The organism is Nocardia sp. NPDC049737 (genome assembly GCF_040674755.1).
Lineage (GTDB): Bacteria > Actinomycetota > Actinomycetes > Mycobacteriales > Mycobacteriaceae > Nocardia.
This window is the reverse complement of record NZ_JBFANH010000014.1, coordinates 193,599-212,347: the sequence shown is the minus strand read 5'-3', so window position 1 is coordinate 212,347 and position 18,749 is coordinate 193,599. Positions and strand designations below refer to the sequence as shown.

General features: G+C 67.0%; 13 protein-coding genes. 8 read left to right on the top strand and 5 right to left on the bottom strand.

The genetic code is table 11. The features are described from left to right. The first annotated feature begins 5 nt into the window (after positions 1–5). Positions 6–917, top strand: a complete 912-nt coding sequence (locus tag AB0J47_RS20500) for an SDR family NAD(P)-dependent oxidoreductase (RefSeq protein ID WP_364347830.1) — start codon at positions 6–8, stop codon at positions 915–917. Here the strand turns inward: AB0J47_RS20500 and AB0J47_RS20495 are convergent. Continuing rightward, complete coding sequence (locus tag AB0J47_RS20495; RefSeq protein ID WP_364347827.1) at positions 878–1,975, bottom strand: 4Fe-4S binding protein; 1,098 nt, start codon at positions 1,973–1,975, stop codon at positions 878–880. The genes AB0J47_RS20500 and AB0J47_RS20495 overlap by 40 nt on opposite strands. A gap of 251 nt (positions 1,976–2,226) precedes the next feature. Between AB0J47_RS20495 and AB0J47_RS20490 the strand changes: the two genes are divergently transcribed. The 3 genes from AB0J47_RS20490 to AB0J47_RS20480 are packed head-to-tail and all read left to right on the top strand — an operon-like array spanning position 2,227 to position 4,281. Then, on the top strand, positions 2,227–2,883 hold the full coding sequence (locus AB0J47_RS20490) for an urease accessory UreF family protein (protein WP_364347824.1): 657 nt from the start codon (positions 2,227–2,229) through the stop codon (positions 2,881–2,883). A gap of 41 nt (positions 2,884–2,924) precedes the next feature. After that, on the top strand, positions 2,925–3,641 hold the full coding sequence (gene ureG / locus AB0J47_RS20485; protein ID WP_364347821.1) for an urease accessory protein UreG: 717 nt from the start codon (positions 2,925–2,927) through the stop codon (positions 3,639–3,641). Next, entirely contained in the window at positions 3,631–4,281 is a 651-nt protein-coding gene (locus AB0J47_RS20480) for an urease accessory protein UreD (RefSeq protein ID WP_364347818.1), read from the top strand. The genes ureG and AB0J47_RS20480 overlap by 11 nt, the downstream gene beginning before the upstream one ends. 144 nt (positions 4,282–4,425) lie before the next feature. Here the strand turns inward: AB0J47_RS20480 and AB0J47_RS20475 are convergent, their stop codons facing one another. Both AB0J47_RS20475 and AB0J47_RS20470 read right to left on the bottom strand, forming a co-directional pair. Next, a complete protein-coding gene (locus AB0J47_RS20475; RefSeq protein ID WP_364347815.1) occupies positions 4,426–5,190 on the bottom strand; it encodes a hypothetical protein in 765 nt (254 codons plus the stop codon). Positions 5,191–5,301: 111 nt separating this feature from the next. After that, a complete protein-coding gene (locus AB0J47_RS20470) occupies positions 5,302–6,744 on the bottom strand; it encodes an NAD(P)/FAD-dependent oxidoreductase (protein ID WP_364347812.1) in 1,443 nt (480 codons plus the stop codon). Between the two features lie 177 nt (positions 6,745–6,921). On the opposite strand from AB0J47_RS20470, the gene AB0J47_RS20465 reads away from it, so the two are divergent. Then, entirely contained in the window at positions 6,922–8,415 is a 1,494-nt protein-coding gene (locus AB0J47_RS20465; RefSeq protein WP_364347809.1) for a cytochrome P450, read from the top strand. A 32-nt stretch (positions 8,416–8,447) separates the two neighbouring features. On the opposite strand, the gene AB0J47_RS20460 is transcribed toward AB0J47_RS20465, so the two are convergent. Further along, the gene (locus AB0J47_RS20460; protein ID WP_364347806.1) at positions 8,448–9,296 is read right to left on the bottom strand and encodes a tat pathway signal sequence; all 849 of its coding nucleotides are present in this window, start codon (positions 9,294–9,296) and stop codon (positions 8,448–8,450) included. 100 nt (positions 9,297–9,396) lie between these two features. Then, complete coding sequence (locus AB0J47_RS20455) at positions 9,397–9,594, bottom strand: hypothetical protein (protein WP_245567223.1); 198 nt, start codon at positions 9,592–9,594, stop codon at positions 9,397–9,399. A 263-nt stretch (positions 9,595–9,857) separates the two neighbouring features. Between AB0J47_RS20455 and recC the strand changes: the two genes are divergently transcribed. The 3 genes from recC (at position 9,858) to recD (ending at position 18,700) form a co-directional block, all read left to right on the top strand. Continuing rightward, positions 9,858–13,205, top strand: a complete 3,348-nt coding sequence (gene recC, locus AB0J47_RS20450; protein WP_364347802.1) for an exodeoxyribonuclease V subunit gamma — start codon at positions 9,858–9,860, stop codon at positions 13,203–13,205. Positions 13,206–13,323: 118 nt separating this feature from the next. After that, on the top strand, positions 13,324–16,674 hold the full coding sequence (locus AB0J47_RS20445; protein ID WP_364347799.1) for a UvrD-helicase domain-containing protein: 3,351 nt from the start codon (positions 13,324–13,326) through the stop codon (positions 16,672–16,674). A 136-nt stretch (positions 16,675–16,810) separates the two neighbouring features. Further along, the gene (gene recD / locus AB0J47_RS20440; protein WP_364347796.1) at positions 16,811–18,700 is read left to right on the top strand and encodes an exodeoxyribonuclease V subunit alpha; all 1,890 of its coding nucleotides are present in this window, start codon (positions 16,811–16,813) and stop codon (positions 18,698–18,700) included. Positions 18,701–18,749 lie beyond the last annotated feature (49 nt).

Sequence of the window (18,749 nt, the reverse complement as noted above, 5' to 3'; positions counted from 1 at the left end):
GGAGGGTGAACGACACTCCCGCTTCGAGCAATGGCCGCCCGCTCGCGGAGCGGGTGGCGTCCTGGCTGCTGTACCCGACCTCCCGGCCGCGTGAGAAATCCCTGCGCGGGGAGGTCGCGGGCCGGACCGTGCTGGTGACCGGCGCGTCGCACGGCATCGGCAAGGCGAGCGCGCGCAAACTGGCCGCGGCCGGTGGGACGGTGCTGCTGGTAGCGCGCTCCGTCGACGCTCTGGAGCAGGTGGCGGCCGAGATCACCGCCGAGGGCGGCACCGCATGTGTGTACCCGACGGATATGACCGATATGGACGCCGTCGAAAAACTCGGGCGCGATCTACTGGCCGAACACGGCCATATCGATGTGCTGATCAATAACGCGGGCAAGTCGATTCGCCGCTCGATCGACGAATCCTACGACCGCTTCCATGATTTCACGCGCACCGTCGATGTGAACTATCTCGGGCCGGTCCGGCTGTTGCTCACCTTGCTGCCGAGTATGCGCGAACGCAAACAGGGTCATATCGTCAATATCTCCACCTGGGGCGTACTCATGCCGCCCGCCCCGCGGTGGGCGGCCTACGGTGCTTCCAAATCCGCGTTCGATGTCTGGTTGCGCAGTGCCGCAGCGGAAATAGCCGCCGACAAGGTGACAACGACCTCGATCTACATGCCACTCGTGCACACCAGGATGAGTGCGCCGACCGACTTCAGTCGCGTTCCCGGGCTGACCGTCGACGAAGCCTCCGATCTGGTCTGTCACGCCGTGGCCGCCAAGCCGCGCAAAATCGCGCCGTGGTGGTCGTCCGGAGTCCAGGCGTGGTCCGATCTGACCCGAGGACGGGCGCAGCGCTTCATGGAACGTGCGTTCCTCGCTGATCGTTATACGCCCGGTTTCCGGCGCGGACGCGGGCCGATCTGATCGAGCAGGACGTTGACCTCGTCCGGGAAGCCATTGGTCACCGCCTTCGCCGTCTTGTTCGGAAACCGGCGCGTGACGTGCTCCTGCGCGGCCGATCCCGGCAGGACGTAGACGGGTTCGGCCTTGTTCTGCAGCGGACGCACGACATCGTCGAGGTGGGTTTTGCGATCGTCGAGGTAGGCGCCGATCACATCCTCCCCGGCCGGGCAGACGGCCATGCAGTATCCGGCCTTGTAGTTGGGCTTGAACGACAGGCTCTGCCACATCGAGAATGATTCGCCGGTGGTGACGCGCTCGCGGTACTCGGCGGCGCTATCGCTGTCGGCGACGGTTTCGGCCCAATCGGTGAAGCCGCCCATGAACTCGCGGTAGTTGTGGGTATAGCAGGCCTGGAAATCGAAGCCGCCGTCATTGGTGATCGCGCCGACCGGACAGGCCGATACGCACAGCTTGCATTCCAGACACGGATTGAAATCCAGTGCGGCGCTCGGCTCGTCGATCACGGCATCGGTGACCACCGTGCCCAGCAGGATGAAATTGCCGAACTTCGGGTGAATCACGTTGCGGTGGATACCCATAACGCCCAATCCGGCCGCCTCGGCCACCACCTTGTGCGCGATCACCCAGATCCGACCCGGGAACTTGTCGACCTCCATCGGATATCCGGGCGCGGGGTAGACGGCGCGGTACCCGGCATCCTGCAGGGCCCTGGTAATGCGGCGCGATACCTCGTTGGTCTCGTCGTCGGCGTGGTTGAATTCGGTATTGGCCAGGCTGCGCATGGTGCTGCGCAGGTTGTCCCGGTTCATCCGGACACAGAAGGTTACGAATGTGCGTGCGGAGGGCAGGATTTCGCGCGCATGCTCGAGTTCGACCGCCACCCTCGGATCGTCGACCGGTACGAAGCCCACATCGTCGGCTCCCGCCGCGAGGCACAGCTCGCGCAGCCGCGCCGCATTCAGCACCGGATCCGGTGTCGTGCGCGCCATTTCGGTCACCCGCTTGACGGTCGGATGCTCCGCCAATCGGCGCTGTCCCGTTGATTCCTTATCAGTCATCGGCCCTCCTCATAACCGCGAGACCGTTACGGCCTCAGGAAGATAGACCGCGCGGATCCCCGAAACTCATCGCACTCCGGCGTGTCGCACGCATCCGACGGTGAGTCGTTGGCGGTAACGCGGTCGGGCGCACCGCGATGCCTTCAGACCCGGCGGTGTCAGGAGACATCCCGACCCCGCTCTGGTCCGAACATCATGTGTGGCCCGGTCGGGGTGAGGGAGCCCGACCGTGTCACGCATAGGATCGACGGGTGCGCGGATCGGATGCGGGGACCACGGGGTTGGCGACGCTGTTCGCGTTGGCGGACTCGCGCCTGCCGATCGGGGGGCACGTGCATTCCGGGGGAGTGGAGGAGGCGGTGGCGTCCGGGGTAGTGCGGGATGTCGCGACCGTTGAGCTGTATTTGCGGCGGCGGATCCGGACTTCCGGCCTGGTGGCGGCCTCGTTGGCGGCGGCGGTGTGTGCGGGGAAGTTGACCGCGGAGCGGGCCGAAGCCGAGGCGGATGCGCGGACACCGGCTCCGGCCGCGCGGGCAGCGTCGCGGGCACAGGGGCGCGGCTTGGTGCGGTTGGCGAAACAGGTTTGGCCAGGGAAGGATTGGACGGTTCTCGGTGTGCGGCCGCATCTGTCGACGGCCTTCGGTGTGGTCGGTCAGGTCTGCGGTGCGACTTCCGAGCAGGCCGCCGCGGTCGTCGTCTACACGACCATGACCGGCGCGGCGACCGCGGCACAGCGGTTACTGGCATTGGATCCCGCTGCGGTCGCAGCCTGCACGATCCGGCTCGGCGAACTCTGCGACCGGACCGCGGCCGCGGCCGCGGCCGAACTCGCCGCGCTCTCGGATCCGCTACAGGACGTACTCGCACAGCGACACCTCGTCCGCGATATGCCCCTGTTCGCGTCCTAGGCGCGCAATCGGCAAGGATAGAAGCGGAAAGGAGCACCGATATGCCACCCCACCTGATCGACGGCGAACCGCACGATCACTCGCATGACCGGCCCAAGCGCGAGCGCACGCCCGGCGAGGCGCTGCGCATCGGAATCGGCGGACCAGTCGGTTCGGGTAAGACCGCCCTGGTGGCTGCCCTATGCCGACAACTGCGTGACGAACTCTCGCTCGCGGTGCTGACCAACGACATCTACACCACCGAGGACGCCGATTTCCTGCGCCGCCACGCGGTGCTGCCGGATGAGCGGATCACCGCCGTGCAGACCGGTGGCTGCCCGCATACCGCCATCCGCGACGACATCACCGCGAATCTCGATGCCATCGACGATCTGATCGCGGCCAATCCGCCACTGGATCTGATCCTGGTCGAATCCGGCGGCGACAACCTCACCGCCACGTTCTCCTCCGGCCTCATCGATGTACAGATCTTCGTCATCGATGTCGCGGGCGGCGACAAGGTGCCGCGCAAGGGCGGGCCCGGCGTGACGTTTTCGGACCTGCTGGTGATCAACAAAACCGATCTGGCCCCGCTGGTCGGCGCCGACCTCGACGTCATGGCACGCGATGCCGCGAAGGTACGCGAGGGCCGCCGCACGGCGATGATCTCGCTGACCGAGGATCCGGCCGCCACCGCGGTGCTCGCTTGGGTGCGCGAGCAACTGCGGGCCATCGCTGAACAGGACAAATCAGTCACCGAATCCGCTGTTGCGCACTGAGGTTCGCATTGTCGCGGCCGTCGGCGCACTGCCCGAGATCCACGCGAGCGGTGGCCTGGCGGCCCGGCGCACCGGTCCGGACACCGTCCACCTGATCGGCACTGCGGCCACCCCGCTCGGCGGCGATGAACTCGATATCGAGATCGTGGTCGGTGCGGGCGCACGGCTGGTCGTGCGCTCGGTCGCGGCCACCATCGCGCTACCGAGCATGCGCACGCCATTGTCGTTGGCGCACTGGCATTTCGACGTCGCGGGAGAGCTGGATTTCGATCCGGAGCCGACGATCGTGGCGGGCGGCGCGCACCACCACGCGGTGACCGAGGTGCGATTGACCCCCGACGCCCAGCTACGGCTGCGCGAACGCGTACAGATCGGGCGCACCGGCGAAGACGGCGGCGGTTGGCGCGGTGACCTGATCGCCGATATCGGCGCCCTGCCGCTGTTGCGGCATCGACTCGAACTCGGTGCGGGTAGTGCCACCGATGACGATCTCGCCGCACCGAGGGCATTGGACAGCGAACTCGTCTATCCGGACGACCGCCCCGTGGAAACCGACGGCCTGGTCGCGGCCCGCCTCCCTCTCGCTTTGGGCGGGACCCTGTCCACCCGTACGGGACCGCTGCTCGTCAGTACGCGGTAGCTCCAGGTTCGCTGAGCGATGTGTCATCCATCACAGCGGGCTTTTACCCCGACCCACACGGTGTAGCGATGCACCGGGCGGGGGAATGAAAAGAGGTGGGAGCCCGACAACGTCGTCAGGTTCCCACCCCGGTTCGGCGTTCGATCAGTCGCCGACGACCCGCGAGGGCGCGTTGAACGCGTTGACCGCGCCGACGGCCGCACCGGCCGCCGCCCCGATGGCGGCCGCGGGGACCGTGATCACGGCCGCACCGAAGCTCGCCCCGAGCATCGGACCCGCAACCATGCCCACCGGCACGAACGGAAGTCCGAAGACCAGTCCCAGCGCACCCCCGACCAGCGCGGAGGTCGCCGCGACCGGGATAGCCGCCCCCGCCCCCGCCATGGCACCCATCGCGGCGGTGCCGATGGTTTGTCCAGCGATCCGGTCGGAACGACTGCGCTCCATGCCGATCGAATCGAGGAATGTCGCCAGATTGGCCTCGGCCGTCGCCGAGTTGTCGTTGATCTGGATCGCCTGCTCCTGGTTGATCCAATCCGGTGCGTCGATGACGACGTCACCGAAGCGGAACTTCCCGGGTGGCGGGGCGATCGGCGGTACCGGAGCCACGGGGCCGGGGCCGTGCAGCACACCGACGGGGGCGAGGTACTTCTTCTCCGGAGCGGGACGCGACCATTGCAGTGAGCTCTTGGTGTCGTCCGGGATGTGCAGACCCTCGTACGGCATCGCATTCGGGGCGTCGGCCGCAGGCCACTGCTCCGGCTGGGTCACCGTATTCGACTGTGCGGGCTCGGCATTCGCGGTGCCGGTGCCCACCAGCGCCAGAACGAGCGGTACCGCACCCGCCGCGACCATCGTCCCCATCTTCTGCCGCTGCGGGTTAGGAGCTCTGTGCTTGCCTGTCCCCATACATCGCCTTTCATCCGGAGAAATGTCATCCCACATTCGGATTCGAGGCACGCTCGGATGGGTGCGAACTTACGAGGCAGAGAGATTACTGATAATTAGCTGACTGTAAGGCTAGCCCACCTTGCGGTCAGCCGCCTTCTCAGTACGCGCGGCTGCCTTCCCATTCTCCGCGGGCGGCGCCCCCAGCGCCGCCGCGAGTTCGTCGGCATCCTGCTGATCGGCCTGTACCGCCTCCACCGCGAGCCGGGCGAAGACCCACTGCTCGGTGGCCGCCATCTGCCCGCGGGTGCGGCCGAGGAAGGTCACGAACCACTGGATGACCGTGATGATCCGGCTGCGGTAGCCGACCAGGTAGTACAGGTGCAGCGCGAGCCAGGCCAGCCAGGCGATGAATCCGCCGAACTCCAGCTTGCCGACCTGGCAGACAGCGCTGAAACGCGACACCGTCGCCATGCTGCCCTTGTTGAAGTACTTGAACGGCTTGCGGTCCTGCGGCGCTTGGCCCTCGAGTCCGGCCTTGATCTGCTTGGCCGCATAGGTCGCGCCCTGGATCGCGCCCTGCGCCTGACCTGGCACATTCGGCACCGACATCAGGTCGCCGACCACGAAGACATTCGGATGGCCCTTGATGGTCAGATCGGGTTCGACGATCACGCGTCCGGCGCGGTCGGTTTCGGTGCCGTCGGAGCGTTCGGCGAGCATCTTGCCCAGCGGGCTGGCCTGCACACCGGCCGACCACACCTTGCACGAGGATTCGATGCGGCGCACCGTACCGTCGGCATCCTTGACCGTGACACCGTGCGCGTCGACATTGGTGACCATGGCGTTGAGCTGAATCTCCACGCCCATCTTCTCCAGTCGCCGCTTGGCCTTACCGCCCAGCTTCGGACCCATCGGGCCCAGTACCGCACCCGCGCCCTCGACCAGGATCACCCTGGCGTCGCGCGGATCGATGTTGTGGAAGGTGCCCTCCAGGGTGCGATCGGCCAGTTCGGCGATCTGACCGGCCAATTCGACACCGGTGGGTCCGGCGCCGATCACCACGAAGGTGAGCAGCCGGTCCCGCACGTCCTGGGTGACCGCAAGTTCGGCGCCTTCGAATGCGCCCAGGATGCGCGCGCGTAGCTCCAGCGCGTCGTCGATGGTCTTCATACCGGGGGCGTAGGTGGCGAACTGGTCGTTACCGAAGTAGGACTGCTGCGCGCCGGTCGCCACGATCAGGCTGTCGAACGAGGTGATGGTGTTCGTGTTGAGCAGTTGCGAGGTGACCGTTTTGTGCTCGAGGTCGATATCGATGACATCGCCGAGCAGCACCTGGGCGTTCTTCTGCTTGCGCAGCACCAGCCGGGTCGCGGGGGCGATCTCGCCGACCGACAGGATGCCGGTGGCGACCTGGTAGAGCAGCGGCTGGAACAGATGGGTCGAGGTCTTGGAGATCAAGGTGACGTCGACGTCGGCATGCTTGAGGTGCTTGGTACCGAACAAGCCGCCGAATCCGGAGCCGATCACCACCACCCGATGGCGATGGTTCTCCTCGACAGACTGAGTGCTCATCGTCGGTGCTCCTCAAACCTGGGGTGCGGCCCCTCGAACGTTGTTGACCCGACTTACGGTAGTCGGCGCTGTCCTGGCCGTCACGGCGAGATCCCGGTAGCTGATGTGCCGATTCTTTTCGAGCGAACGAATGTGAAAAGAGAATACGATAGATTCTGTCGTTCAGGGAGGTTTGTCATGGTCGGTGGGGGCCGTGTCGTCCACATCCGCACCGGGAACCGAAAGCCCAGCGTGCGGCCCGAATCCGAGAATGTGTCGCTCATCGACATCCCGGACGACCACCTGATCGATCGACTGCTGCGTCGAGTTCCCGAGCGTCCGCATGTGCTGGCCTCACCGCCACGCGGCAGCAGCGCGACCGCGGTAACGGGCGATGCCGGACTTCCGTATTTCGGCCGGGGTCTGCACTACCTGCGCTGGGGTCCGGCGGAAATGATGCAGCGGTATCGCCGCTACGGTCCGGTATCGCTGAATTCGTCGCTTGGCTTGGATCGGGTGCTGGTCTGCGGTCCGGAGGCGATCGATGAGGTGCTCGGCAAGCGGCGTCGCGATTTCGGCCAGGGCTGGGATTACTTCATCGGTCCGTTCTTCCGGCGCGGACTGCTGCTCCTGGAGTTCGACGAGCACATGTTCCATCGCCGGATCATGCAGCAGGCCTTCACCCGGGAGCGGCTGGAGGCGCATCTTGCGGCATTGACGCCGGTGGCGCGGGCCGCCGTCGATCGGTGGGTGCCGCAGAACGGCGGCACTGTCCGGCTCTATCCGACGATCAAGGAACTGACCCTGGAGATCGCGGGCGAGACCTTCATGGCCGTCGATGTCGGGGCGCAGCGCCGCAAGCTTATCGATGCGTTCATCGACTGCACCCATGCCGGGCTGTCGGTTATTCGACAGCCCGTGCCCGGTGGCAATTGGCGTGCCGGGCTGCGCGGGCGCAAGGTGCTCGAGCAGTACTTCACCGAGATGCTGCCGCGCAAGCGCCGGACCGAGTCGGTGGATTTCTTCTCCGGACTATGTCATGCGCGCACGGAGGACGGCGCCGTGTTCAGTGACACGGATGTGGTCAACCACATGATCTTCCTGATCATGGCCGCACACGACACCACGACGACCACCGCCACCGCGGTGGCCTACTACCTCGGCAAACATCCCGAATGGCAGCGGCGGGTGCGCGCGGAGGTGCGCGCGGTCGATGCCGAAATCGGCGGCGGCGCACCGACAATCGCCGACCTGGACCGGATGCGCGAACTGGATCTGGTGCTCAAGGAGAGTTTGCGCTTGATGCCGCCGGTGCCCGGACTGCCGCGACGGGCGGTGCGCGACACCGAAATTCTCGGGCACTACATTCCGGCGGGCACGCCGATCGACTGCGCGTATACGGTTAATCACTTCCTGCCGGAGCTATGGACCCGGCCGGAAGTATTCGATCCGGAACGCTTCGGCGAAGCCCGGCGCGAGGACAAATCGCATCGACTCGCCTGGGTGCCCTTCGGCGCGGGTGCGCACAAGTGCATCGGAATGCACTTCGGAACCTTCGAGGTGAAGACGATCATTGCCGCGCTGGTGCGCGATTACGAGTGGGAACTCCCGGGGGATTACCGAATGCCGTGGGGATTCACGACGATTCCGTTCCCCCGGGATGGTGCGCCCGTGCGGTTGCGCCGCCGCTAGCGATCGCTTGCGGGGCGCCCGAAAGGATCAGCTCAGCGGCCGCTGAACAGCAGTTCGGCGACCTTGGTGTCGGTCGCGGCGCCTTCGGTGTAGCCGCCGTCGCTGCCGAGCGAGCTCATGATTGCCAGCGTGTAGCGTTCGCCGGGTCCGGCGAAGCCGACCGAGTTCACCACCCAGCCGCCCTGCTCCTCGGACCAGCCGTTCTTGAGGCCGGGCCGCATCGCGGCGCCCGCGCCCCATACGCCCCAATGCTGGTTGCTGTCGACCGCGCGCATGCGGTCGAACAGGTAGTTCCGGTCGTCGGGGTGCATATTGTTGAAGATCGAGTCCATCAGCCGATCCAGATCGGCGGGGGTGCACTTCTGGAACGACCAGTCGGGGAACATGGCGGTATTCGTCGGCTGCGGAACCAGGTTCACCATGCCGTTGGAGCGGAAGGCGTTGTTATAGGCCATCCGATCGATGCCGGCGTACTTGTTCCAGAGGATGTCGGCGGCTTGGTCATTGGAGGTGGCGAGCATCGATTCCATCAGGCCGCGGTCCTCCGGACCGAGTCCGATCACGCCGGCCCGCGCGCGGTTGAGCAGATCGGCGGCGATCGCCAATTTGATGGTGGAGGCGGTCCAGACCGAGTTCTCCGCATTCTCGTTCGCGTACACCCCACCGCTGACTCGATCACGGACCACGTAACCGGTCACACCGGGCCGACTCTTCAAATACGCGTCGACAGAGGCGATTCGGCTGCTCATATCGCAGTCGAAACCGGCGATGCAGCCCTGCGTATGCGCCGGAGGCGCCGCGTAGGCCGACGGAATCAGCGCGGTGGTAGTGGGGACCAGGATCGCCGCAGCGGCGAGGACAGAGACGGAGGCGTGACGCACGAGGCAACACGATCGCACATCGGCGGGCCGGACGCACGTCTTGAGCTCTGCCCGTCGCTGTGGTAAACGGCGTTGTGCTTGTACCGCAGCGTCTTTCGCGCTAGCGGAATGCGGCGTGCAATTCCTCGACGGTGCGCCCGTTGAGGCGGTAGCAGTGAGCGAAGGCCTCGGCATGCTGATCGCGCGGCCAGGAGTGTAGGACTACGGTGCGACCGTAGGAGCGCGAGTTGACCAGCTCCCATCTGTCACCGACCCGGCGGACCGTGAATCCGCCTCTCGGCATCAGGGGAATCACCATCGCCATCATGAACGCGAACCAGCCTTTCGTGCAGCTATCCCGTTCCTCCCCGGTTGAGCACTGTTGCACATCGACGGGCGCGATCCGACGTGACACGACCAAGTAAATCGTTCGCGTGTGGCTTATTTCACTCCGGTGCGAATGGGGTCGGGAGGTTGCGTGCTGGTCGCTGGGCGTATAAACGTGCGGAAGCGCCGAGCCGTGCCGATAGACGACTTGACGCGCAGTGCGGACATACCGGACCAACCGAGGAGAGGGCGCAGATGCCGCTGCACATACATCGCGCCGAGCGCGCCGATGCGTTGGCGGAGGCGTTGGCCGCACTGCTTGCCGAACCGTTGCCGGATGCCTTCGCGGCCGAGGTGGTCGCGGTGCCCGCGAAGGGTGTCGAGCGGTGGTTGACGCAGCGACTGTCGACGGTGCTCGGCGTGTCGGGTCGCTCGGATGGTGTTGCCGCGAATATCGGATTCCCGTCGCCCGGTGCGTTGGTCGCCGAAGTATCGGCGGCGGCGAGTGGGGTGCGGCCCGAGGCGGATCCGTGGGCGTCGGAGCAGGTCGTGTGGACCTTGCTGCGGGTGATCGACGCATCGCTGGGCGAACCGTGGAGCGCGGTCCTCGCGCGGCATCTCGGGGTCGGGGAACCCGCCGGACATCGGGTCGGTCGGCGGTATGCGACTGCCGCGCATCTGGCGGCGCTGTTCGACAGTTATGCGGCGCAGCGACCCGGGCTCATCGAGGAGTGGGCGGCGGGTTCGGATACCGACGGTGCCGGGCGGGCGGTGCCGGATGATTTGCTGTGGCAACCGGAATTGTGGCGGCGGTTGCGGGCTGAAGTCGGGGTGCCGAGTCCGGCCGAGCGGTTGGACGCGGCCTGCGCGCGGTTGCGGGACGAGCCGGATCTGGTGGATCTGCCTGCGCGTTTGTCATTGTTCGGGGTGACGCGAATGCCGAGCGATCAACTCGCGGTGTTGTCGGCGCTGGCGCATCGGCGGGATGTGCATCTGTGGCTCGCACATCCGAGTCCGGTGATGTGGACGCAGTTGAGTGGGCTGCCCGCCGCCGTGGCGCGGGCCGATGATGTCAGTGCGACGGTGCTGCGGCATCCGTTGCTCGCGGGGCTCGGCAGGGATGTGCGGGAGCTCCAGCAGCGGCTGGTCGGTGCCGTGGACCGACACCATGCGGCAGTCGGGTCGAATCACGCTGGCGGTCAGGGGGATTCGGACCGAACACTGTTGAGTGCCCTGCAGTCCGGGATTCGGGACGATGTGTGGCCGCCCGAACCCGCGCGCTTCGATGACCAGACCGTGCAGGTGCATTCGTGTCATGGCCCAGCACGACAGGTCGAAGTGTTGCGCGAATGTCTGCTCGGGTTGTTCGCGGCCGATCACACACTGGAACCGCGCGATGTGTTGATCATGTGCCCCGAGGTGGAGGCGTATGCCCCGCTGGTGCGGGCGGCGTTCGGGCAGAAGATGGTGGGATCTGTCGAGTCGGTGGGTGATCCGGCGCATCCGGCGCATCTGCTTCGGGTGCGGCTCGCCGATCGCGGGCGCGGGGTGACCAATCCGATGCTCGCGGTGATCGCGATATTGCTCGAGCTCGCCGACGGGCGGGTGACGGTGACCCAGGTGCTGGATCTGGCGGCGTCCGAAACCGTCCGTCGCCGTTGTGGTTTCGATGACGACGATATCGAGCGGTTGCGCGAATGGGCGGCCGAATCCGGTGCGCGGTGGGGAATCGGGCAGCGCCAACGGCAGGCATTCGGGCTTGCCGACTTCGCGCAGAACACGCTCAATAGCGCGGTGGACCGCATCCTGCTCGGTGTCACCGCGGACGAATCTTCAGAGGACTGGCTGGATCTCGCGCTGCCGCTGGACGATGTGGACAGCAATGATGTCGACTTGGCGGGCCGGTTCGCGGAATTCATCGACCGGCTCGCGGTCTGCCTGCGTGACCTGCGCGGACCACGTCCGGCGCAGGAATGGGCGACGGTGCTCGGGCGCTGTCTCGAACTGCTCACCGACGTACCCGACAGCCAGGCGTGGGTGCGCACCGAGGCCCGTCGTGAGCTTGCCGCCGCCACCGAACATGCGAGTGATGTGCCACTGCGGCTGGCCGATGTCGGTGTGCTGCTGTCGAGTCGGCTCGCGGCGCGACCGACCAGGGCGAATTTCCGGACCGGCGAATTGACGGTGTGCACGATGGTGCCGATGCGTTCGGTACCGCATCGTGTGGTGGTGTTGCTCGGTCTCGACGACGAGATCTTCCCGCGCACCAGCGGCGTCGACGGTGACGATGTGCTCGCACGCAATCCGCTACTCGGCGAACGGGATGCGCGTAGCGAGGATCGCCAGCTGCTGCTGGATGCGGTGCTCGCGGCCACGGAGCAATTGCTGATCTTCCACACCGGAGCCGACCCGGTGACCGGCGCGCATCGTCCACCCGCCATCCCGGTCGCCGAACTGCTCGATGCACTGCGCGCACACGTCGGCGCGCCAGGAATGGACGCGGTGGTGACCCGACATCCGTTGCAGGGCTTCGACCGTCGCAATTTCGCGGCCGAGCGCCCGTTCAGCTTCGACACCGTCGCATTCGCCGGAGCGCGGGCGGCCGGACAACCCGCACAGCCGCGGCCCGCCTTCCTGCCCGAACCGCTGCCCGCGCTCGAACCCGCGGATGTCGCACTGGCCGACCTGATTTCGTTCGTCGAACACCCGGTACGCGCATTCCTGTGGCAGCGCCTCGGACTGCGCGTTCCCGAACACGTAGACGACATTGCCGACCGGCTGCCCATCGAACTCGACGGCCTCGCCAAATGGGAGCTGGGCGAACGACTGCTGTCCGCGCGGCTCACCGGCGCGGATCCGTCGACGCTGCGCGCTGCGGAGTGGCGGCGTGGCACATTGCCGCCGTTCGGATTCGGTGGTGCGGTGCTCGACGAGGTCGAGTCGACGGTGGACAAGCTGGTGCGCGCGGCGCTGCCGGAGTACGAGGGTGCGCCGCGCGCGGTCGATATCGCGGTAGATCTCGGTAATGGCCGTCGGCTCACCGGCACGGTGCCCGAGGTGCGCGGCGAATCCTTGGTTCGCACCACGTTCTCTCGGCTCGCCCCGAAACACCGCATTGCCGCTTGGGTTTCGTTGCTTGCCTTGGCGGTGACAGAGGATCGCTCGTGGCGCGCGGTCACCACGGGGCGCGGCCAATTCGGCCGTCCGGCATGGCGTTCCGAGCTCATGGCTCCGGAACCGCCCGCCGCACTGGCGATCCTGCGTGAACTGGTGCGGTTGCGTGATGCTGGCCTTACCGAACCGCTCCCGATCGCTGCTGGCGCTACCGCCGTTTACGCCGAACGTCGCTTCCGCGGATCGAACGCCGACGAAGCGGTGAGCGCCGCCGAACGCGAATTCAATGGCGGGCCCAATGGTCCCGGGCCGTTCGGTGACCACACCGACCGTCACCTGCGCTACATCTGGGGGCCTGCCCCTCGCCTGGAACACCTCATGGCCGCCCCCGCGCCCGCGGGCGAGCCCGGGGAAACCACCCGCTTCGGGTCCGTGGCTCGTCGCATGTGGGCACCGCTGCTGGCTGCCGAGAATCAAGGCCAGCCATGAGGCGTACTCGTCGATTGGGAGGGCACTTCGTTCGGCGCGCCTCCCGGATACGGGCGGGCGCCGGGGGGAACGTGGAGGCGAGCACCGGATTTGCCAGGCACGGAAAGGGGCGGCGGGGATGACCATCGAGGAAGCCGCATTCGCCGCGCCCTCGCTGGATGCCGACCGGTTCGATCCCGACGGGCCACTGCCGACCGGAACCACGGTGCTCGAAGCGAGTGCCGGTACCGGTAAGACGCATGCGATTGTCGGGTTGGCGGTGCGGTATGTCGCCGAGATCGGGATCGATATCTCGCAGCTGTTGCTGGTGACGTTCAGTCGGGCCGCCACACAGGAACTGCGGGAACGGACGCGGGACCGGTTTGTCGCGGTGGCGACGGCACTGGCCGATCCGGAGACGGCTCGGGCCCACGCCGATGAGCTGATTCGACTACTGGCGCAGGCGGATTCGGCCGAGGTGCTGCTGCGTCGGCGGCGATTGCTCACCGCGCTTTCGGATTTCGATGCCGGGACCATTGCGACGACCCACAGTTTCTGCCAGCGGATGCTGGACGAGCTCGGTGTGGCGGGCGAACATGATCCCGGATCGCGGTTGGTCGAGACGATCGATGATCTGATCGGCACGGTAGCTGATGACCTGTACCTGAACCGGTATGCCCGCGCGGAGCCGCCGTTTTCGCTGAAGGAGGCGCATACGCTGGCGCTGGCGGCGGTGCAGGATCGCCACGCCGTATTGGTGCCGAAGGGAGAGGGACCGGCGGGGGAGCGGGTCGCCTTCGCCGCCGCGGTGCGCAAGGAAACCGAGCGCCGCAAACGCCTTGCCGGACTGCGTGATTTCGACGATCTGCTGGTGCTGTTGCACGACGTGCTCGCCGATCCGGAGCACGGGCCGCGGGCCTGTCGCCGCATCCGCGACCGGTATCGGGTCGCCCTGGTCGACGAATTCCAGGACACCGATCCGCTGCAGTGGGACATCTTGCGGCTGGCGTTTCACGGTTATTCGACCCTGGTGCTCGTCGGTGATCCGAAGCAGGCCATCTACGCCTTCCGCGGCGCGGAGGTGCTCAGCTATCTCGATGCCGTCGCACACGCCGATACCCGTAAGGAGCTCACCGACAACTGGCGCAGTGATGCGGGTCTGCTCGCCGCACTGGATCATCTGCAGGGTGGTGCGGCGTTGGGGCATAAGGAGATCACGGTCTACCCGGTTACCGCGACCCGTGGCTGGTCGCGACTGTCCGGCCCCGATGACCTGACGACGCCGCTGCGGATGCGGTGTCTGCCGCGCACCGGAGCCGGGCCGCTGAACAAATCGGGATTCCCGGCGGTCGGGCGCATGCGGTCGAAGGTCGCCGAGGATCTCGCGGCGGATATCGTGGGGTTGCTGGAGTCCAGTGTGCTGTTCGCGGCGAAAACCGGACCGCGACCGATCGGACCGGGCGATATCGCGGTACTGGTGCGGACTCGATCCCAAATCGACGTGGTGCGAACCGCTTTGGAGCGTGTCGGGGTCGCCTCGGTACTCGCCGGTGGCACCAGCGTCTTCGCCACCAGCAGTGCGACGGACTGGCTGTGGCTGCTGCGCGCACTCGAACAGCCGCATCGCTCCGACCGTGTCCGCCTCGCCGCCTGCACACCGCTGCTCGGCGTGACCGCGGTCGAGATCGATAGTGGGGGTGCGGATCTGGTCGGCCGCATTTCCGCCCAGCTGCGGGAAGCGGCCAGGCTGTTCGCCCGCGCGGGTTTCGCCGCGGTCTTCGAAAAGATATCCGCCGAAGCTGATCTGGCCCAGCGGCTGCTGTCCGTCGAGAACGGTGAACGCGAGCTGACCGATCTGCGGCACATCGCGCAACTGTTGGATCAGGTCGCGCTGACCGAAGGTCTCGGCCTCACCGCGCTGACCCGCTGGCTCGCCGACCGAGTGCGCGATCCCGCCTCCGGCTCGGTCGCCGACCGCAGCCGTCGCCTAGATCGCGATGCCGCGGCCGTGCAGATCGCGACCGTGCACGCCAGCAAGGGACTCGAATTCCCCATCGTCTACCTGCCATTCGCATGGGACAACGCGAAGAACCCGTACCCGCAGACCCTGCTATTCCACACCGACGACGGCGCCCGCGTACTCGATGTCGGCGGCCAGGACGCGTCCGGCTATGGCGAGCGCAAGCTGCGCAGTGAAGCCGAGGAGGCGGGCGAGGAACTGCGGCTGCTGTACGTCGCACTTACCCGCGCGATGTGTCAGATCGTCGCCTGGTGGGCGCCCGCGATCACCACCGCCAACGCACCGCTGCATCGAATGGTCCTCGGCCGCCCGGACGGCGGGGATCTCGTACCGAGCAAGGCGGCGGTGCCGGCGGATGCCGTTGCGGTGTCGATGCTTTCGGCCTGGGCCGCCGGGGCGCCGGAGGCCATATCGGTGGAAGGTGTCGAGCACACCGATACGGTCGAGGTCCGCCGCGTGCGCACCGAACTTCCGACCGGAGCCATTGCCGCGGCGCAGTTCGCCCGCACCATGGACCTGCAGTGGCGTCGCACCTCCTATTCGGCACTGACCGCAGATGCGCACGACGCCGCTATCCCGGAGGCCGAACCGGAGGACGACCGCGGCCCATCCGATGAACCCGGCACGCCGCTTCTCGCCGAAACCGAACCCGCGATCGCCGATGCGACCCGTTCTCTGATGAACGCGCTGCCCTACGGCGCCGAATTCGGCACGCTGGTGCACGGTGTGCTCGAGCGAATCGATACCGACGCACCAGATCTGGCCACCGAGGTGCACACCCGCTGCCGCGCGGCCACGGAAGAGCTCATGGCCGAGGCCGATCCGGTGCTACTCGGCACCGCCCTACTCGCCGTGCTGCACACACCACTCGGATTCGGTTGTCTCGCCGATATTTCCACCCGCGACCGGCTCAACGAACTCGACTTCGAGCTCCCGCTCGCCGGCGGGGACATCCCCGGTGCGCACACAGTCACCCTGCGCCGGATCGCCGAACTGCTGCGGACCCATCTCCCGGCCGACGATTCCTTGTCCGGCTACGCCGACCAACTCGCATCGCTGGACGACACCCCGCTGCGCGGCTACCTCACCGGCAGTATCGACGCTGTGCTGCGCATCACCGAAAATCCGGATGCGCAACCACGATTCGTCATCGTCGACTACAAGACCAACCGCCTCGGCACCGGCGATCTCACCGTCGACCACTACACTCACGACCGCATGGCCGCGGAAATGCTGCGCTCGCACTATCCGCTGCAAGCCCTGCTCTACGCGGTCGCCCTGCACCGCTACCTGCGCTGGCGGCTGCCCGGTTACGACCCCTCGCACCACCTCGGCGGTGCCCGCTACCTGTTCGTGCGCGGCATGATCGGTCCCGACACTCCGTCGGGCTGTGGAGTTTTCGACTGGAATCCACCGGCTGCGCTGATCGTCGCGCTGTCCGATCTACTGGCGGGGGAGGCTGCCCGATGACCGACGGTCGCCCGCACACCCACTGTGGCAACCGCACACCCCGCAAACCTGGTGTGCGGCTGCGACAACGGGTGCACAGCCTATTCGAGCGAGCCACCTTCGACAGCCACCTCGCGTCGACGGCGCAGGCACGCCGATGACGTCGATTCAGCTGGCGCAGCGGGGAACCGGGCTGCTGCGCATATTCAACGAGGCGGGGGTGCTCTCCGCCGCCGACGTGCACGTTGCACTCCGATTGGGGCGGATGGGGCGCGAATCCTCGGAGCAGGTGCTGTTCGCGGCGGCCCTGGCCGTGCGAGCGGTGCGCTCTGGCTCGGTCTGCCTGGAACTGCACCGCATGCGCGAAATCGGTGTCGATGCCGACGAAACCTGGGATGCGGGTTCGGATATCGACCCCGCGACGTTGCCGTGGCCGGATATCGATGCCGTGGTCGCCGCGCTGCGGGTCAGTCCATTGGTATGCGGGGGACCAGCTGGGCCCTTGCAACCGCTGCGCCTGGTCGACGTGCAGTCCACCGGGCCATTGCTCTATCTGGACCGCTACTACCAGCAGGAGCAGACGATCCGCCGCGTGCTCACCGAGCGCTCCGGACACCATCCGAAGGTCGATCCGGCCATCGTGCGCCGCGAACTCGACCGACTCTTCGACGCCCAGGTCGGTGCGGTCCCCGACCGCCAGCGGATCGCCGCCGCACTCGCCGCGACGCACTGGACCACGGTGGTGGCGGGCGGGCCGGGCACCGGCAAGACCCACACCATCGCACGCATTCTGGCCCTGCTCGACGCGCACCAGAAGGCGCATCCGAAGCTGCCCGCACTGCGCATCGCCATGGCCGCGCCCACCGGCAAAGCTGCCGCACGATTGCAGGAAGCGGTGCGTGAACAGGCCGAATCGCTCGCGCTGCCGGAGCTCACCGCCGCAACCCTGCACCGTCTGCTCGGTTGGCAGCGCGGCCGGGCGACCCGGTTCCGGTATCACGAATACAACCGGCTGCCCTATGACGTGATCGTGGTCGACGAAACCTCGATGGTGTCGCTGACCATGATGAGCAGCCTGCTGGCCGCGCTGCGCCCGGATACCCGCCTGGTGCTCGTCGGCGATCCGGATCAGCTCGCGTCGGTCGACGCGGGTGCGGTACTCGCCGATCTCGTCGCCGGACCTGTTGTCGGCGAACCGAATCCGGTTCTCGACCAGGTGCTTGGTGGGGAATCCATTGCGGCCGACGGTAATCCGGAGGCGCTGACCGATCTCGAGCGAACGCGGTTGCGCGGCGGCATCGTCCGGCTGACCCGTGGCCGCCGCTTCGGCGGCAAGATCGCCGAACTCGCCGTCGCGGTCCGCGCTGGTGACGCCGACACCGCACTTGCATTACTGCGCGCGGGTGGCGAAGAACTCTCGCTCTGCGCTCCTGAGGACACCGCACCCGTTCGTGTCGATGTCGTGCGCGCCGCCCGCGAGGTCACCGCGGCCGCCCTCGATGGCGATGCCGCGGCCGCACTGACCGCCCTCGAATCCCATCGCCTGCTGTGTGCGCATCGCCAGGGTCCCTTCGGTGTCGAGCGCTGGGACCGCATGGCCGGTGAATGGGCTGCGGCCGGTGGCGCGGGGCCGGATTCGCACCACGCGCCGTGGTATCCGGGCCAGCCCCTGCTGGTCACCGCCAATGACCACGAGGCGCGCATCTACAACGGCGATACCGGTGTCATCGTGCGCATGCCCGACGGTTCACTGCGCGCGGCGCTGCAGCGCGGCAGCGAACCCTATCTGGTGCATCCGACCCAATTTCCGGCCGTTGTCACCGTCTTCGCCATGACCATCCACCGCAGCCAGGGCAGCCAGTACGACACCGTCTCGGTCGTCCTGCCCGAACCCGAATCCACCCTGCTCACGAGGGAACTGCTGTACACGGCCATTACCCGCGCGCGCCGCCACGTGCGCATCATCGGCACCGACGACTCAATCCGCGCCGCCATCGACCGCCGCGTCCTGCGTGCCAGCGGCTTGTCGCGCACTCCGGAATCATAGTGAGCCTGACCTGGGAATCTCACGTTTTCCGCGTCCCAGCCGTCTACCT

What these genes read in the sequence shown, in the direction of transcription:
- AB0J47_RS20495 (WP_364347827.1), bottom strand. Translation starts at nt 1,975, where the DNA reads ATGACTGATAAGGAATCAACGGGACAGCGCCGATTGGCGGAGCATCCG.
- ureG (WP_364347821.1), top strand. Translation starts at nt 2,925, where the DNA reads ATGCCACCCCACCTGATCGACGGCGAACCGCACGATCACTCGCATGAC.
- AB0J47_RS20475 (WP_364347815.1), bottom strand. Translation starts at nt 5,190, where the DNA reads ATGGGGACAGGCAAGCACAGAGCTCCTAACCCGCAGCGGCAGAAGATG.
- AB0J47_RS20470 (WP_364347812.1), bottom strand. Translation starts at nt 6,744, where the DNA reads ATGAGCACTCAGTCTGTCGAGGAGAACCATCGCCATCGGGTGGTGGTG.
- AB0J47_RS20465 (WP_364347809.1), top strand. Translation starts at nt 6,922, where the DNA reads ATGGTCGGTGGGGGCCGTGTCGTCCACATCCGCACCGGGAACCGAAAG.
- AB0J47_RS20455 (WP_245567223.1), bottom strand. Translation starts at nt 9,594, where the DNA reads ATGGTGATTCCCCTGATGCCGAGAGGCGGATTCACGGTCCGCCGGGTC.
- recC (WP_364347802.1), top strand. Translation starts at nt 9,858, where the DNA reads ATGCCGCTGCACATACATCGCGCCGAGCGCGCCGATGCGTTGGCGGAG.
- AB0J47_RS20445 (WP_364347799.1), top strand. Translation starts at nt 13,324, where the DNA reads ATGACCATCGAGGAAGCCGCATTCGCCGCGCCCTCGCTGGATGCCGAC.
- recD (WP_364347796.1), top strand. Translation starts at nt 16,811, where the DNA reads ATGACGTCGATTCAGCTGGCGCAGCGGGGAACCGGGCTGCTGCGCATA.